The 16,997-nt window shown below is 52.1% G+C and carries 13 protein-coding genes; 7 read left to right on the top strand and 6 right to left on the bottom strand.

Annotated features, from left to right (window positions below):
- Nucleotides 1-431 precede the first annotated feature (431 nt).
- Nucleotides 432-2,444: a DNA primase gene (gene dnaG / locus ACHZB8_RS10710; RefSeq protein WP_316860252.1), complete on the bottom strand. Its 2,013-nt coding sequence runs from the start codon at nt 2,442-2,444 to the stop codon at nt 432-434.
- A 162-nt stretch (nt 2,445-2,606) separates the two neighbouring features.
- Nucleotides 2,607-3,056 carry a GatB/YqeY domain-containing protein gene (locus tag ACHZB8_RS10715; protein WP_316860253.1) on the bottom strand — a complete coding sequence of 150 codons (450 nt, stop codon included), beginning with the start codon at nt 3,054-3,056 and terminating at the stop codon, nt 2,607-2,609.
- Between the two features lie 1,004 nt (nt 3,057-4,060).
- On the opposite strand from ACHZB8_RS10715, the gene carA reads away from it, so the two are divergent.
- Entirely contained in the window at nt 4,061-5,287 is a 1,227-nt protein-coding gene (gene carA / locus ACHZB8_RS10720) for a glutamine-hydrolyzing carbamoyl-phosphate synthase small subunit (protein WP_316860254.1), read from the top strand.
- 79 nt (nt 5,288-5,366) lie between these two features.
- Here carA and ACHZB8_RS10725 read toward each other — a convergent pair whose 3' ends face one another.
- Complete coding sequence (locus ACHZB8_RS10725; RefSeq protein ID WP_316860255.1) at nt 5,367-6,281, bottom strand: neutral zinc metallopeptidase; 915 nt, start codon at nt 6,279-6,281, stop codon at nt 5,367-5,369.
- Between the two features lie 589 nt (nt 6,282-6,870).
- On the opposite strand from ACHZB8_RS10725, the gene ACHZB8_RS10730 reads away from it, so the two are divergent.
- The 3 genes from ACHZB8_RS10730 to greA all read left to right on the top strand — a co-directional run bounded on the left by ACHZB8_RS10730 (nt 6,871) and on the right by greA (nt 11,378).
- Nucleotides 6,871-7,152 (top strand): helix-turn-helix transcriptional regulator, encoded by a 282-nt coding sequence (locus ACHZB8_RS10730; RefSeq protein ID WP_316860752.1) that lies wholly within the window; start codon nt 6,871-6,873, stop codon nt 7,150-7,152.
- Between the two features lie 319 nt (nt 7,153-7,471).
- Nucleotides 7,472-10,780: a carbamoyl-phosphate synthase large subunit gene (carB, locus tag ACHZB8_RS10735; protein WP_316860256.1), complete on the top strand. Its 3,309-nt coding sequence runs from the start codon at nt 7,472-7,474 to the stop codon at nt 10,778-10,780.
- A gap of 124 nt (nt 10,781-10,904) precedes the next feature.
- Nucleotides 10,905-11,378: a transcription elongation factor GreA gene (gene greA / locus ACHZB8_RS10740; protein ID WP_316860257.1), complete on the top strand. Its 474-nt coding sequence runs from the start codon at nt 10,905-10,907 to the stop codon at nt 11,376-11,378.
- A gap of 106 nt (nt 11,379-11,484) precedes the next feature.
- Here the strand turns inward: greA and ACHZB8_RS10745 are convergent, their stop codons facing one another.
- The gene (locus tag ACHZB8_RS10745; protein ID WP_316860258.1) at nt 11,485-11,961 is read right to left on the bottom strand and encodes an Lrp/AsnC family transcriptional regulator; all 477 of its coding nucleotides are present in this window, start codon (nt 11,959-11,961) and stop codon (nt 11,485-11,487) included.
- 208 nt (nt 11,962-12,169) lie between these two features.
- Here ACHZB8_RS10745 and ACHZB8_RS10750 point away from each other — a divergent pair, with 208 nt between their 5' ends.
- The 3 genes from ACHZB8_RS10750 to ACHZB8_RS10760 all read left to right on the top strand — a co-directional run bounded on the left by ACHZB8_RS10750 (nt 12,170) and on the right by ACHZB8_RS10760 (nt 15,226).
- Nucleotides 12,170-13,120 (top strand): mitochondrial fission ELM1 family protein, encoded by a 951-nt coding sequence (locus ACHZB8_RS10750; protein ID WP_316860259.1) that lies wholly within the window; start codon nt 12,170-12,172, stop codon nt 13,118-13,120.
- 89 nt (nt 13,121-13,209) lie between these two features.
- The gene (gene trxB / locus ACHZB8_RS10755; protein WP_316860260.1) at nt 13,210-14,139 is read left to right on the top strand and encodes a thioredoxin-disulfide reductase; all 930 of its coding nucleotides are present in this window, start codon (nt 13,210-13,212) and stop codon (nt 14,137-14,139) included.
- 196 nt (nt 14,140-14,335) lie between these two features.
- Complete coding sequence (locus tag ACHZB8_RS10760; RefSeq protein ID WP_316860261.1) at nt 14,336-15,226, top strand: LysR family transcriptional regulator; 891 nt, start codon at nt 14,336-14,338, stop codon at nt 15,224-15,226.
- A gap of 413 nt (nt 15,227-15,639) precedes the next feature.
- On the opposite strand, the gene ACHZB8_RS10765 is transcribed toward ACHZB8_RS10760, so the two are convergent.
- Both ACHZB8_RS10765 and ACHZB8_RS10770 read right to left on the bottom strand, forming a co-directional pair.
- Nucleotides 15,640-16,353: a DUF554 domain-containing protein gene (locus ACHZB8_RS10765; protein WP_316860262.1), complete on the bottom strand. Its 714-nt coding sequence runs from the start codon at nt 16,351-16,353 to the stop codon at nt 15,640-15,642.
- Nucleotides 16,354-16,401: 48 nt separating this feature from the next.
- Complete coding sequence (locus tag ACHZB8_RS10770; protein ID WP_316860263.1) at nt 16,402-16,722, bottom strand: DUF190 domain-containing protein; 321 nt, start codon at nt 16,720-16,722, stop codon at nt 16,402-16,404.
- Nucleotides 16,723-16,997 lie beyond the last annotated feature (275 nt).

Genomic DNA, 16,997 nt, shown 5'->3' on the forward strand with positions numbered 1-16,997 from the left:
CATTCGATGCGGATAATCGATCATGCAGTTTTCTCGTCTAGAACAAAAACCTGCATGATTTTTCAGGATTCAAATGTCTACATACCGATGGGTTCGTTAAATGCCTCTTAATCTGACCTGTTATCAGGTGCCACCACTGAAGTATTTCACACACGAAAACAGGCCGGACAGACAGCAATGCCCCCGGCTTTCAAATCACGGTTGACTGTTCGCAGCTAAAATCATTTCGTCGCCAGCTTGACATTTGGCGCATAGAGGCTGCCGGACCCTGATATTTAGCGCAGCGAATCGATTCGGCAACCCCCAAGACTATAAAAAAAGGCGTTTTTTTGGATTATCCGAATCATTTTGCACCTTTGCGTCAGCAGATTCGGGATCAAGGCAGCGATTCGCATAAATTAACGATAGTTCAGAGACAAACGCTTTATGCGCTACTCTTCAAGCGAACCGGGAATAGCCAAATGAGCCAGAACATCTTCAAGGCTACGGGAGAGTCCGGCTGATTTCATCTGATCATAAAGCTCGCTCAACTCCTGCTCCTCGCGCAAATTCTCTTCACGCCGTCGATGCAATTCGTTGGTCAGGGTCTGGATTCTTGAAAAGGAGTCTTCATCGACACCACCTGACAGCCCTTCGATTTCCCGCGACAGATCCGTCTCGATTTCCCGTACTTCCAACACATTCAAATAGGATTGATAAAGCCGCTCCAGAAAGAGTCGGCTCGGCTCATAGACCAGTTGATGAACCCGTTGCCGCCCGGCAAGTCGCCATCCCCAGGGATGCACCAGATTGCCATTACCGTCCCGCACCTCTGCCCCGTGCAGGTCATCCAGCAAATCCTTGAGATTGTCAGGACAATGCAAATAGATATCTTTGTAGCTGGTTGCGTGTTGATCGAAAATGATGTGCGAGAGCACGAATTTAAACGCCTCGAGGCTGCTTTTCTGAAAAGGCACCGACAGGATTTGCTCTGCAAATTGCTCAAACAGATAGGGCATGTGGATGGAAAGCCCCATCAGACAGTTTTCATATTCGATTGACTGACCGTCTTCCGGTGCGCGGGAAATATTGATCGAAGCCTGCAAGGCATTGGCAGGGCCAGCCCCCTTGCCAGCCCGAGCGCCTCCTCCGGTATAATAGCGGTTCCGGTTCTGGTCGCGTTTGGCTCTTTCCTGCTGCCAGAAATAGTTTGAAAGCGCGGACTTGAAGCTCATCTGATACTGGCGCTGAACCCGCTCGTCCTTGATCTGGCGGATGAGATCCTCAATCCGTTTTTCAAAGGCAGCCTTGCGCTCAGGCGTATCGACCGGTTGCGCCTCCTGCTCCCGCTCCCAAATCACATCGGACAGGGGTTTTGCCTGTTGCAAAACCTGTTGGAAGGCCTTGGCACCGCCCTCCCTGACCAAGTCGTCGGGATCCTTGCCGTTGGGCAAGAAAACGAACTGGAAGGAATAGCCGGTCTTGAGGCTCGGCAAAATGCGGTCGATGGATCTGTGCGCGGCTCCCCTGCCCGCTTTATCACCATCAAAGCAGATATAGGGCTCGTTGGAAAAACGCCACATCCGCTCGATCTGCAACTCTGTAAACGCTGTTCCCAGCGAGGCCACCACATGGCGAATGCCCGCCTGATAAAGCGCGATTGCATCCATGTAGCCTTCTACAACAATCGCGGCACCCGCATCATATGCCGCACTGCGCGCCCTGTGCGCATTGAACAGCATGGTCCCTTTGGAAAAGAGCCGGGTTTCGGGTGAATTGAGATATTTCGGCTTGCCGTCCTTGTCCAGAAGCCGCCCGCCAAAGGCAACAACCCGCCCCTTCTCATCTTCGATGGGAATCATCAAACGATTTCTGAAACGGTCATAAGTCGCTCTGCCATCGTCAGGCTTGATGACCAGCCCCGTGGCGAGCATGTCCTCTTCGCTCACACCATGTTGCAGCAGATGGTTTTTAAGATGATCGCGGCTGTTTGGCGAAAAACCGATACGGAAGGTGCGCAGCGTCTCCTCACTCAGATGCCTGCTTTGTGCATAAAGGAGCGCAGGTCGTCCGATTTCAGATCGCAACTGCATCTGAAAATACTTCGTTGCCAGTTCCATGACATCATAAAGGCTGGCCCGCTCCTTTTCCCGCCTTTGCACTTGCGGATCCGGATCCGGCAGAGAAACCCCCGCCTGATTGGCCAGCAGCTCAACCGCTTCAGGGAAACTCAAACCCTCGGTTTCCATGAGAAAACGGAAAATGTCACCATGTTTGCCCGATGAAAAGCAATGATAGAACTGCTTCTGATCATTGACGAAGAAACTGGGTGTCTTCTCCTTGTTGAAGGGTGAGAGACCCGCAAACTCACGCCCCTGACGGCGCAACTTGACCTTGCGCCCAACCACATCGGACACCGGAATCCGATCTCGTATCTCCTCGAGCAGACTTTGCGGAAACTTCATCAATTTGTCTCGAACTTCATTTCACATCTCGCCAGTCAAGCGGAGTGAAAACACCAAAGCAAGGGATCATGTGGGAAATGATAATAGGCGGATATCCCAAAAGCACAATGGCCCCGAAAGCAGGGGCCATTTCTCTATTGGATAGATGCAGAATCTTGAGCGCTAAAGCAGCAGCCCCTTGACAACACAGCTTGCCTTGCCGAAATCCATCTGACCCGGATAGGTGGCTTTGAGGTAATTCATCACCTTGCCCATATCGCGCAAGCCCTCGGCTTTCAGATCCTTGACAGCCTGAGCACAGGTTTGGGAAACCTCTTCTTCATCCATTTGCGCAGGCAGGAAATCCCGAATGATCGTCACTTCATCGCGCTCTTGCGCGGCGAGTTCCTCTCGTCCCGCCTCTTCATAAACACGGATTGATTCTTCGCGCTGCTTGATCATTTTTGACAGGATTTGCAGCACTTCATCGTCAGTAACGCGCTCTTTGCCGTGCCCCCGGGCTTCAACATCACGATCCTTGATCGCAGCCATAATCAGCCGCAAGGTTGCCATTCGGCGTTTATCCTGGGACTTGATTGCGTCCTTAAGGCTTTCCGAAATCTGCTCACGCATGTCTGTTGGCCTTTCTCTTGCCGTAAAAACGGACCCGCTTCGCATGACAGGCTTTATGCCGCCACGCCGTTTGACTTGATCCATTTTTCGCTGACTTGCATTATTTTCTCTCCATCTCGATCCAAACTGTCAAGGTCACAAAAAGAAGCCGAAGCCTCTTTGGCAAAAAGACCCTCACTCGAAAATTTCACGGCTATTCCCGGTCGTTAGAGGAAAGCACACGATGGCAAAGAAAACTCTGTTTCCCTCGTAAGCAGGAGCAAACCGATTTCCGATTCTGTGCAACCTGCCACGGATTGATAATTTCTGAGTGCCCCGTCGGCACAGCGACCAAAACTGTGTGTTTGATACAGCCACTTCATCTGATAGTAAAGTCGGCTTTGCACTTACGTATAAGCAAGGGCCTTTTCTATTGCCAGATCGACAATCTGTCAGCACACCCCGATTAGCTCAGAGAAATGTAGATAACAATTCAAAACTGTTAGCTTTCCGCTCGATTGAGCAAGTAGATCCAATGAAGGCACCTATGAAAAATCTTGGTATAAACCATCGGACGCAATATCTGAGGAAAAACCGGATCTGAAGCACCAGCAACAAGTGGCGTGCCGCCGTCGCCACAGTTGAAATCGACTTTTACAACCGGAGGTCTGCCCTGGTTTCGCCCCCTTGACAGACATGACCTTGTTCACGACATCAAAGACCGCCCTGTCTTTGGCCAACCCGAAAGCCCGGTTTCCCCATCCACCACGACATTCGTCCGTCAAAAACGGGCAAAGGCAACATTATCAGCATAAAATTTTGAAATTTCTTGTTTTTACAAAATTTTTTATTCAATTTGAGCACAGCAAGCATTGACGCTGGACCTCTTTTGTCATAGATGATCACCTCTGAGAACAAGCATTTCCCGTATCCTTTGAAATCAAACTGTGACAGCTGCTGCCATACCGCTCAGCGCATAGGCTAGGATACAGAATGCACCTACAGCATTTTCAGGACTTTTCGGCATGGCAAATCCCGACATATCAACTGCCCAGGAAAGCACACCAGCCCCCTGGCAAGACCAAAAACCGACAGCGCTGCTTGTCCTTGCTGACGGGACCGTCATCGAAGGCCAAGGCATCGGAACAACCGGCACGGCCGTTGCAGAAGTCTGCTTCAATACTGCGATCACCGGTTATCAGGAAATCCTGACCGATCCCTCCTATGCCGGACAGATCGTCACTTTCACTTTTCCCCATATCGGCAACGTCGGAACCAATGATGAAGATGTTGAAACCATCGATATGAACACAAATTCCGGTGTTCGGGGAGCTGTGGTCAAAACAGATATCACCGACCCGTCGAACTATCGCGCCAACCGCCATTTCGATGCATGGCTGAAATCCCGCGGCATTATCGGGATCGCGGGTGTTGACACACGTGCCCTGACCGCCCTCATTCGCGAAAAAGGCCTTGCCAATGCCGTCATAGCACATTCACCGGATGGCAATTTCGATGTTGAAGCCTTGAAGCGAGAAGCAGCAGGCTGGAACGGACTGGTTGGTGCAGACCTGGCCAAGGATGTGACCGCACCGCAAACCTTCACCTGGGATGAGACCCCTTGGGTGTGGGACAAAGGCTTTGGCAGCCGCAAGGAAGGCCAGTTTCATGTGGTCGCACTCGACTTCGGTATCAAACGTAACATTCTGCGCCTGCTCGCCGAACAGGGTTGCCGACTGACGGTTCTTCCGGCAACCGCAACCGGCGAAGAGATTTTGGCACTCAAACCTGATGGAGTATTTCTCTCCAACGGTCCGGGCGACCCGGCAGCCACAGGCGACTATGCCGTAGATGCGATTAAGACCGTGATCGATGCAGGCATTCCGCTATTCGGAATCTGCCTTGGACATCAGATGTTGGCCTTGGCCCTTGGCGGCAAGACCGCCAAGATGCATCAGGGGCACCATGGTGCCAACCATCCCGTACAGGACAAGACAACGGGCAAGGTGGAAATCACTTCCATGAACCACGGCTTCGCGGTTGATGGAGAAAGCCTGCCGGATAATGTGGAAGAAACCCACATTTCACTGTTTGACGGATCAAACTGCGGTCTGGCGGTGAAGGGAAAGCCGATTTTCTCGGTCCAGTATCACCCTGAAGCCTCTCCCGGCCCACAGGACAGCCACTATCTGTTCACGCGTTTCACCAACCTGATGCGCGCCCAGAAGGGCCTGGAACAAAGACCCGAATAACACATCTCACAGACTTTGAAGCACGAGAAAGCCCGCCATGGAAAACCATGACGGGCTTTTTTTCAAACAGACAGTTTGGTCAGAGGCTCTTCACAGAAAAGGTGTCGCACGCTTTCAGGTTGCCATTCTCATAGCCTTTGCTGAACCATCTCTTGCGCTGCGCCGACGTACCGTGATTGAAGCTGTCCGGAACGACATACCCTTGGGTTCTTTTCTGAAGGGTATCATCTCCGATCTGAGTTGCCGCATTCAGGGCTTCACCCAGATCGCCTCTCTCCAAAAGCCCCTTCTGATCGGTGTAATGCGCCCAGACACCGGCATAACAATCTGCCTGCAACTCGACACGAATCGAGAGTTTGTTGGCTTCAACCTCCGAAAGGGACTTCCGCATCTGGTTGTATTTGGGCAGGATGCCGAGCAAATTCTGAACATGATGCCCCACTTCGTGTGCAACAACATAGGCTTGTGCAAAATCACCGGGTGCATCGAAACGGGTTTTCAGCTCTTTGTAGAAGGACAGATCGATATAGACCTTCTTGTCACCGGGACAATAGAAGGGTCCCGACGCAGAAGAGGCCGTACCGCAGGCCGATTGAACCTGATTGGAGAACATGACCATCTTTGGTTCGGAGTAGCTTCCACCCGCTTTCTCGAAGATCGCGCCCCAGACATCCTCTGTCTCAGCAAGCACAACCTTGACGAAGCTGGCCAATTCTTCTTCTGCGGCTGATCGCGGAGTGGCCGAGTTCTGCACCGACTGGGTCTGAGTGCTATAAGTGCCCCCGCCGCCCAAAAGCATTGAAATGATCTCATTGGGGCTGACGCCCATCATCCAGAGGACCCCGCCAATAACGATCAGGACGAGCAGGCTCGGCCCACTCTTACCGCCCGACCTGCCAATAGGCAGGCGCATTCCACTTCGAGAATATCCTCCCGAGGATTGCCCACGTCTATCTTCTACATTGCTGCTCTGCCTGCGACCGCGCCAACGCATATCTGCCCCACTTCCTTCAAGCTTAAGTCCACCCTTCGGGCTCCAAAACACCCTAAACCCGGACACACAAAAAACAAATCGGGGAACGCTTTGCAATCACAAATTTGCTATGAGCCGGATCTATGCAAGCAAGAGGCTCAAACAAAGAAGAAGAGGCCCGATGGGAAACCCGGCCTCTTCTTTCTGGTAATTTTATTGAACTTGATGTTCGTTTATTTGGATGCGGCTAAACTGTTCAACTTCTTTTGAACACGCGTGCAAACCAGCAGCGAACCTGAGCGAACTTATGTACGTCGCACCTACGATTGACGCCCAAAGCTTCGCGACTTACCATGATGTCTACCAACATTGGGTCTCTCCATTTTGTGGGCCTATACTTAGTCCCGGTTAGCATCGCACATAAATACATCCTCGACCCATTGACCTCTTGGCAAAGGTGCGCTTTATATAAGTCCCAAGACTGCACTTTGTGCGCTTACGATTTTAAATATGCGCACTGCGTGCACAATTGTCAACCCCGAAGCGCACTTTTTGCGCAAAAAGAATTAGTGACGTGCCGAAAACATCAACAAAACAAAATCGCACACAGATGTCCGCAGGCCAATTCAAGGCATGGCGCCACAAAATGGGGCTAAAACAAAAAGACGCAGCAGACCTGCTTGGCCTGAAAAAACGGATGATCCAGTATTATGAAAAAGGCAATCGGGACGGCAAGGAAGTGACAATTCCCAAATCTGTTCGTTTGGCCTGTTATGCCTTGGCAATTGGCGTCAGTGATTATGATGGCACTGAAGTCAAGTATTCCGACATCAGCAAAACCAGCGAGACCGTGGGCGAGAGCGAGATCAACATGCTCGGCGAAACCGATTGAACGTCAACGCCCCCTCGGCGACCACCTGCTGGGTCAAGACCGGGGACACACTTTCCCTAAATTTTTCTTTCAAATATCAAAATTGCAAACAAAACCGCTTTCACCCCCCAAATGCACGATCATGGGTTGAAAGCCCATCGCAAACCGCACAAACTTTCATAAAAAACGAAAATGAGATAAAAAATCGACTCCCAGCTATGGCGTTGAAGCGATTATTTCGCTATAGCGATCCAAATCTCATTTGCAGCCCCAGACTTGCAACGGCCAGGCCTCCTGAAAGACAAGGGAGAGCGGTGCCTCGACGTGAGCGCGAAAAACAATGCCAAAACGGAACGACATTCAATCCATCCTGATCATCGGAGCCGGACCGATCATTATCGGCCAGGCATGCGAATTTGACTATTCCGGGACCCAGGCCTGCAAGGCCCTTCGAGAAGAGGGCTACCGAATCATTCTGGTCAACTCCAATCCGGCGACCATCATGACCGATCCGGAGATGGCGGACGCGACCTATATCGAGCCGATCACGCCCGAGATCGTCGCCAAGATCATCGAAAAGGAACGCCCGGACGCATTGCTGCCCACCATGGGCGGTCAGACCGCGCTCAACTGCGCCCTGTCGCTGCGCAAGATGGGTGTATTGCAGAAATATAATGTCGAGATGATTGGCGCGACCGCAGAAGCCATCGACAAGGCGGAAGACCGCGAACTGTTCCGCGAAGCGATGGACAAGATCGGGCTGGACACACCGGTTTCGCGCCTTGCGCATGACATTCCCGAAGCCCTTGCAGCCCTTGAGGTCGTCGGTCTGCCAGCCATCATCCGCCCCTCTTTCACCATGGGAGGCACTGGCGGCGGTGTTGCCTATAACCGGGAAGAATATCTCGACATCATCGAAACCGGCCTCGACGCCTCTCCGACCACCGAAGTGCTGGTAGAAGAAAGCATCATTGGCTGGAAAGAATATGAGATGGAGGTCGTTCGCGACAAGAATGACAACTGCATCATCATCTGTTCCATCGAGAACCTTGATCCGATGGGCGTTCACACCGGCGACTCGATCACCATCGCGCCCGCGCTGACGCTCACCGACAAGGAATATCAGATCATGCGCGACGCATCTCTTGCAGTGCTTCGCGAAATCGGTGTCGAAACCGGCGGCTCCAACGTTCAGTTCTCGGTCAATCCCGAGAATGGTCGCCTGATCGTCATTGAAATGAACCCGCGCGTATCTCGCTCTTCGGCGCTGGCGTCCAAGGCAACCGGCTTCCCGATTGCAAAAGTCGCCGCCAAGCTCGCCGTCGGCTATACGCTTGACGAGTTGGCCAACGACATCACCGGAGGGGCAACTCCCGCATCCTTCGAGCCGTCAATCGATTATGTCGTGACCAAGGTCCCACGGTTCGCCTTTGAGAAATTCCCCGGCGCGGAACCCATTCTTACAACCGCCATGAAATCGGTTGGCGAAGTGATGGCCATTGGCCGGACTTTCCAGGAATCATTGCAAAAAGCGATGCGAGGACTGGAAACAGGCCTCACCGGTCTCAACGAAGTGGAAATCGAAGGCCTCGGACAAGGCGACGACAAGAACGCCATACGGGCTGCTCTTGCAAAGCCCACCCCGGACCGGTTGCTCAAGGTTGCTCAGGCAATCCGTCTGGGCGTTACGCATGACCAGATTTTCCAGACCTGCAAATTCGACCCCTGGTTCATTGAACAGATCCAGGGCATTGTCGACATGGAAGAGCGCGTCCGTGCCCATGGCCTGCCGTCCGACGCGGCAAACCTGCGCAAACTCAAAAGCATGGGCTTTTCCGATGCGCGCCTGGCCGAACTGGCTGGCACGACAAGCGACAAGGTTCAGGCCCTTCGCTATGATCTCGGAGTCCGCCCGGTCTACAAACGCATAGATACTTGCGCGGCCGAATTCGCATCGCCGACCGCTTATATGTATTCGAGCTACGAGATGCCATTCAATGGTGTGCCTGCATGTGAAGCCAATCCCTCGGACCGCAAGAAAGTGGCAATTCTGGGCGGCGGACCAAACCGGATCGGTCAGGGCATCGAGTTTGACTATTGCTGCTGTCATGCCTGTTTCGCCATGAGTGATTGTGGTTTTGAAACCATCATGATCAACTGCAACCCCGAAACGGTGTCCACCGACTATGACACTTCCGATCGCCTCTATTTCGAGCCGCTGACCGCAGAAGACGTGATTGAAATCCTGCGCAAGGAACAGGAGAATGGTGAACTGGTCGGCGTTATCGTCCAGTTTGGCGGCCAGACTCCGCTGAAACTGGCTCAGGCCCTTCAGGACGCAAACATCACGATTCTGGGCACATCACCCGACGCCATCGATCTGGCCGAAGACCGCGACCGTTTCCAGAAATTGTTGCATCAGCTTGATCTGAAACAGCCACGCAACGGTATTGCCTACTCTATTGAACAGGCTCGCATCGTCGCCGATCAGATCGGATTCCCGGTGGTTGTGCGCCCATCCTATGTTCTGGGTGGCCGCGCCATGGAAATTGTTCGCACACCAGAAGCATTTGAAAAATATATCCAGATGACGCTGGCTGAACTGGTTCCTCCCGATATTCGCCTCAAATATCCAAACGACAAGACAGGTCAGATCAACGCGGTTCTGGCACAAAATGCCCTTCTGTTCGACAGCTACCTTTCCGGTGCCATCGAAGTGGATGTCGACTGTCTCTCGGACGGTGAAAATGTTGTCGTTGCCGGTATCATGGAACATATCGAGGAAGCGGGCATTCACTCGGGCGACTCCGCTTGCTCCCTGCCACCTTATTCCCTTTCCGACGACATTCAGGCCGAACTCGAACGCCAGACCGTAGCCATGGCACTGGCCCTCAATGTGGTTGGCCTGATGAATGTCCAGTTTGCGGTTAAGGAAGACGAGATCTTTGTCATCGAAGTCAATCCGCGAGCCTCCCGCACGGTGCCATTTGTGGCCAAGGCTGTCGGCAAGCCGATTGCCAGCATCGCATCGCGTTTGATGACCGGAGAATCCCTCACCAAGTTCAATGTCAACCGCGAGAAAATGGACCATATCGCAGTCAAAGAGGCAGTCTTCCCCTTTGCCCGTTTCCCCGGCGTAGACACTATTCTCGGCCCGGAAATGCGCTCGACCGGCGAAGTCATGGGACTGGACAGGGACTTCCCGATCGCTTTTGCCAAATCCCAGCTTGGTGGTGGCACGAAAGTGCCAAGCGAAGGCACAGCCTTCGTCTCGGTCAAGGATGAAGACAAGCCGCGCATCCTGCCAGCGGTTCGTCGCCTTAAAAATGTCGGGTTCCGGATTATTGCTACTGGCGGTACTCAACGCTATTTTACGGAAAACGGGATCGAATGTGAAAAAATCAACAAGATGCTGGAAGGACGCCCGCATATTGTTGACGCCTTGAAAAACGGTGAAGTACACCTTGTTTTTAACACAACCAAGGGTGCAAAAGCCATTTCCGACAGCCGGGATTTGCGCCGGGCGGCTCTTTTGCATAAGGTACCCTACTACACAACCGTTGCAGGCGCTTTGGCCGCAGCCCAGGGTATTGAAGCCTATAAGAAGGGAGATATTGAAGTCCGCCCCTTGCAGGACTATTTCTCATAAGGCAAAGTAAAGACTCGATTGGCTAATTCATACGCGTCTCGCATGCAAATCGCATTCGGGACGCGAAACTTTTTGTTGAGGGGACTTATTTGCCCCGGATAATTCAGGAGGCTTTCCTAAGGCTATGGAAAAAATCCCTATGACGCCTGCCGGATATCAGGCTCTGAGTGAAGAACTGAAACTGCGTAGCAGCGAAGATCGTCCGCGCATCATTGCCGCGATTTCTGAAGCACGCGCCCATGGCGACCTGTCCGAAAATGCCGAATATCATGCTGCAAAAGAACAGCAGAGCCTGAACGAAGGCCGTATCGCAGAATTGGAAGACAAGCTTTCGCGCGCCGAAGTCATTGACGTTGCCAAGATGAGTGGCGACACCATCAAGTTCGGTGCGACCGTGACAATTGTCGACGAAGATACCGACGAAGAAAAGACCTATCAGATTGTAGGGGATGTCGAAGCGGATCTGAAAAAGGGAAAAATCTCCCTGTCATCGCCGATCGCTCGCGCCCTGATCGGCAAACAGGTTGAAGACTCCGTCGAAGTGACAGCACCTGGTGGTGCGAAATCCTATGAGATCCTGAAAGTTCAGTATATCTGATCTGCTGAAATGACGATGGCCCGCAAGGTTCAAACCCGCGGGCCATGATGTCTCGAACGATGGCAATGCCTTACAGAAACAGGATCATCTGGCAGGATCACTCCTGTCAGTCGCCAAGATTGATTGGCACATTGGGATCATTTTTGCTCTGACGGATCGTCAGTGATGTCCGAACGCTGTCAACATTGGGTGCAGATGTCAGTTCATTGATGATGAAAGACTGGAACGCCTGCAAGTCCGGAGCAACGCACCGCAATACGAAGTCGATATCGCCCGAGAGCATGTAGCATTCCCGCACTTGTGGCCAGGACCGAACACGCGCCTCAAAGGCCACCAGATCGGCTTCGGCCTGACTATGCAGCCCGACCATTGCAATCGCAGAAACGTCAAAGCCAACCTGCTTTTCATCGACGATTGCCCTATATCCCTTTATGATGCCAGCTTCTTCCAGTGCGCGGACACGACGAAGACAGGGCGGAGCGGAAATCCCGACACGTCGTGCCAGTTCCACGTTGGTTATACGACCATCGTCCTGCAATTCTTTCAGGATTTTCCAGTCAATCGGATCTAGTCTTGCTTTCAAGGTGACAGGTCTCTTATTTTCAAGGAGCCTCGTATGGATCGGGCTTGGATTATACAAAAGATATAGCGCGGCACGTCATTTGATCATAGTGATAAATGATCAAGATTGGAAAGTTTGGACATGTTTTTGTTCTCATTTAGGTCACAGATTAACACTCTTGTGAATGATTCGAAAAGATCACGGTAAAAAACACGAGAAAGTACCAGCCATGCTGAAGCGGAAAATATGGGTTTTGACGGACGGCAAAGCCGGTGACGAGAATCAGTGTTTAAGCGTTGCCGAGCGCCTTGGTGGGGAAATTGAAGTGCGCCGGGTTGCTCCGACCTCTCCATGGGTCTGGATCATGCCCTGGGGGCCGGTACCATGGAAAGACCAGCCCAACAATCCATCCTCCCCCCTTCATGGACCGTATCCGGATCTGGCAATCGCATCGGGCCGAAGAGCCGTGGCCTATCTGCACAAGCTCAAGAAAATCAATCCGGACACCATCACGGTATTCCTGAAAGACCCCAGAAAAAGTTCCCTCAATGCCGATCTTGTCTGGGTACCGTTCCATGACAAGCGACGCGACAGCAACACCATTGTGACACTCACCGGTCCGAACCGGCTGACAGCCGAGCGACTGAGGGACGCACGCACCAAGGGCCCGCAAGCCTTGCACCACTTGCCCGTTCCGCGCATCGCCCTGATTTTGGGCGGAGATACAGCCAAAGAGAAGTTCGGAGTTGGTGCCTCACGACGGCTCGCAAACTTTCTGGCCAACGAGCTCCAGCCGGATGCCTCGGTCATGGTCACCCCGTCTCGCAGAACCCCCGATCATCTGATTGGCGCGGTCAGCAAAGCGCTCAAGCCGCGCAGGCACTGGATCTGGGACGGCAAAGGCGACAATCCCTATTTCACGATGCTGGCTCTGGCTGATGCCATCATCGTGACTGCTGATTCTCACTCCATGCTCTCGGATGTCCTGGCAACAGGTGTCCCTGTCTATATTTTCGAGCCCGATGCCTATCCAAAGAAGCTCAAACGCACAATCGATCAGCTGATTCAGCAACCTTTCGTGCAACTTCTGTCACACCCCCTTGAAACTGGCACCCGGCCAGCCATAGATTCAACTGAATTGATTGCAGATGAAATCCGTCACCTGTTGCAAACCAGATAGAGAATAAACGGAGATCCCAGGCAGGCCCTCCTTGTCCTCGTCTCCTCTCAGAATTTTCAGATCAGAAAGTTATCCCGATGCATAGCAAAATGTTGATCATTGGATCCGGTCCCGCTGGATACACCGCCGCAATTTATGCCGCACGCGCCATGCTTGAACCCACCCTGGTTGCAGGCATGCAGGAAGGCGGTCAGTTGACCATTACCAGCGAGCTTGAAAACTACCCCGGTTTTGCCGAGGAGATTCAGGGCCCATGGTTGATGGAACAAATGAAGGCCCAAGCCCGGAATGTCGGAACCAACCTCATTTCCGATATCATAACCGAACTTGACCTGTCTGAACGCCCATTCAAGGCGAAAGGAGATTCCGGCACAGAATATACCGCTGACACCATCGTCATTGCCACCGGTGCTCAGGCTCGCTGGCTCGGGCTGGCATCCGAGGACAAGTTCAAGGGCTTCGGCATTTCCGCCTGCGCCACCTGCGATGGATTTTTCTACCGCAGCAAGGAAGTTCTCGTGATCGGCGGCGGCAATACAGCGGTTGAGGAAGCGCTTTATCTGACCCACCATGCTAGCAAGGTCACAGTGATCCATCGCCGCGATGAGTTCCGAGCTGAAAAGATCTTGCAAAACCGTTTGGAGAAGAACCCCAAAATCGAGGTAATCTGGGATTCAACCATTGAAGAGTTCATCGGCAAAGAAGGCTTCCCGCCAAGCGTGACAGGAGCCAGACTGCGCAATGTCAAAACGGGCGAGATTTCCGAAATCACGGCAGACGGGATCTTTGTCGCCATTGGACACGCACCCGCAGTTGAACTGGTCAAAGACAAGCTGAAAATGAAAGAAAACGGTTATCTATGGACAGCCCCCGATTCGACTCAGACATCGATTCCGGGCGTTTTCGCCGCAGGAGATGTCACAGATGACAAATACCGTCAGGCTGTTACAGCTGCCGGTATGGGCTGTATGGCAGCCCTTGAAGCGGAACGTTTTCTTGCTGAACAGGAAGATGACTGAAGAACAAAGGGTTTTGCCCAGAAAACATACCTTTCGACCTCCGACCACCTTGTTTTGAGCTTGAAACTTATTAGACTTAGGGCTACGCCAATATTTGCATATCTGGCGTAGCCCAAACGCATACCGTTTTGGCGAGGTAAAGACGTGACCGATGGCGAGTTGAATTGCGCCTGGCGCCATTCAATCGGAGGATATAATGGATTGGGACAAACTTCGCATTTTTCATGCAGCTGCTGATGCGGGCAGTTTCACACATGCCGGTGACAAGCTGCATATGAGCCAATCCGCTATTTCCCGGCAGGTCAGCGCCCTTGAGTCCGATTTGGGCGTCACGCTCTTTCATCGTCATGCGCGTGGCCTTATTCTGACCGAGCAGGGTGAACTGCTTTATCGCACCGCTCATGACGTGCTGATGAAGCTCGAAACAGTCAGAACTCACCTGACCGATTCCAAGGAAAAGCCAACCGGTGAATTGCGGGTAACAACAACGGTCGGTCTCGGCTCAGCCTGGCTCACCCAGCATCTGGCCGAGTTCATGGAACTCTATCCCGGCATCTCGCTGTCCCTGTTGCTGGAGAACGAAGATCTTGACCTAGGCATGCGTCAGGCCGATGTCGCAATCCGTCTGCACCAACCAACCCAGCCGGATCTCATTCAGCGCAAACTCTTCACCGTGCATTTCCATATGTACGCGTCTGCCAGCTACCTAAAGAAATTCAGCCAGCCCCGCTCCATGGATGAGCTGGAACAACACAGACTGATTTGCTTTGGTGAAAAACACCCAAACTATCTCAAGGATGTGAACTGGCTTGAAACGGCCCAGATGCCTCCTGGCAAGAAACGGGAAATGGCCCTCAAGGTCAACAACCTTCTGGGGATTCGAAACGCAGTGATGCGCGGTGCGGGTATTGCGATTCTACCTGATTATGTCGTTCATCCACGCGATGAGCTGATTCAGCTGCTACCAAGTGTGGAAATGCCCAGCTTTGAGACTTATTTTGTCTATGCCGCAGAATTGAGAAATTCCATGCGCATTAATGCCGTTCGCGATTTTCTGCTCTCAAAAGCCGCTAGCTGGCATTATTGATCGATTTGCCGCCCGATCACGGAAGAAACGTTCCGTTCTCCGACCTAACGCAGAGAGAACGCACAGCGCGTCATGCGAGCAATACTCAAAACGCATGACTGCTCTGCACTTTCACGTATTGAATAGCGTCTAAATAATAGGCATATACGCCTTAGCTGAAGGCAATAATCGTTGCTAACTACCTCCCTGCGACGATGTTTGTAGCCAGCTGTTCCCCTCTGGAAGGTGATTGCTCCGCACTTTTGTGCGGAATAGACTTTATAGCCGGACTTTTTAGTCCGGCTTTTTTCTACCCTCTCCATTCACCATCAATATTCTGAATATGACTATTATTTGGGCATGGCTAATTTTGCTGCACTTTCATGCTATGCAGTTTTAGCAAAGCTCAGCCAGGCCATTCCGATTCAGCTGTATCAAACAAACAGTGCAGTCCACGCCCATGAGATTGGCATGACAATCCAGAGAGCCGGAAGCATGTTGCCAACCGGAAACTGTTTGATGCCACATATCCGGAGGCCCACGGCAAGCATGATGCAGCCACCACAGGCCGAAAAGTCGGCCAGCATGTCTGGCGTCGTCAACGGGATGATCAGCACAGAGGCAGCAAAGAAGGCGCTTTGAATGAGCAACTGCGGGATAAACAATACAGCGATGATATATCCCATCGAAGCGGCAAATATCATGGCCGTAAAGAGATCGAGGATGGATTTGACGACCAGCAATGTCGTATCGCCCGTCATCCCCTCATTCATGGCACCATAAATGCCCGTCGCGCTCATCGCGAACAGGATCAGCAAGGCCACGAAACGTCCCATGAATTCTTCTTGCGACAATTCCCCTTCTGCCGGTGTCAATCTGGCCAGAATGGTCTTGGTCTTGAGAGACAGGCGATGAATCCAGGCCTCCAGCTGGACAATCTCCCCGAACAGGGACCCCACAATCAGAGCAAGAACGACAGGGGCAAGAGAAACGACCTTGCTGGTCATTGCCACGCCAAGCCCGATGGATGAAATGCCAAAAACCAGCGGCATATTCTGTTTGACATTTTCGCGGATTTTCGAGCCAACAAAAGCTCCTGCAACGCTGCCGATCAGGATCGCAGCGCTGTTCAACAATGGACCGATCATTGAATTTCCTTATTTTTATAAACCGATCACACAACCGGAATTTGGCTTTCACCGATCTGAACTGAATCCGAACGTGATTTCCGATTTTGTGTAAAAGACTTTCAAATCATTTTTCTCGAGCAATGCCATCATTGCCTCGCATTCTTCTTCTGAGAGAGCCATGGTCAACTTCTGAGGCGGGTCCTGCATATCGAAATAGCCGTTGGAATGATATCGGCCATCGTGGCCAAACCCTTCCTGCGCAGTGGAGAGCGTTGCTCCCCGAACACCAACTTTCATGGCTTCATCCATGATCCAACGAGCCAAGGATTTGCCATCATATTCGCGACTTCTTTGCGTAAAGAAAGTGATCAAATATCCTTCTGTCATGATAAACCCGATCATTGCTAGATTTTGGCCTGCTCGTTCCGGAAAGCCAAAGCAACACGGGAAGACTCGCACAACAAAACCAACGCAATGGAGCTTGTCGCAACGAATGCAGAACAGACCGTAGAGTGGAAGATGGCTTCAATATCAGACGAGGTGTCCAAAAAGGCAATCGAAAAGTCCGGTTTTTAGAGCATTGCAGGCATGAAATATACTAAAAAAGGCCTCCAGCACACGCAACAAGGCCGAAAGGGAACGAAAAAAGACGGAGCGTTGCA

It is taken from the genome of uncultured Cohaesibacter sp., assembly GCF_963556055.3.
GTDB lineage: Bacteria > Pseudomonadota > Alphaproteobacteria > Rhizobiales > Cohaesibacteraceae > Cohaesibacter.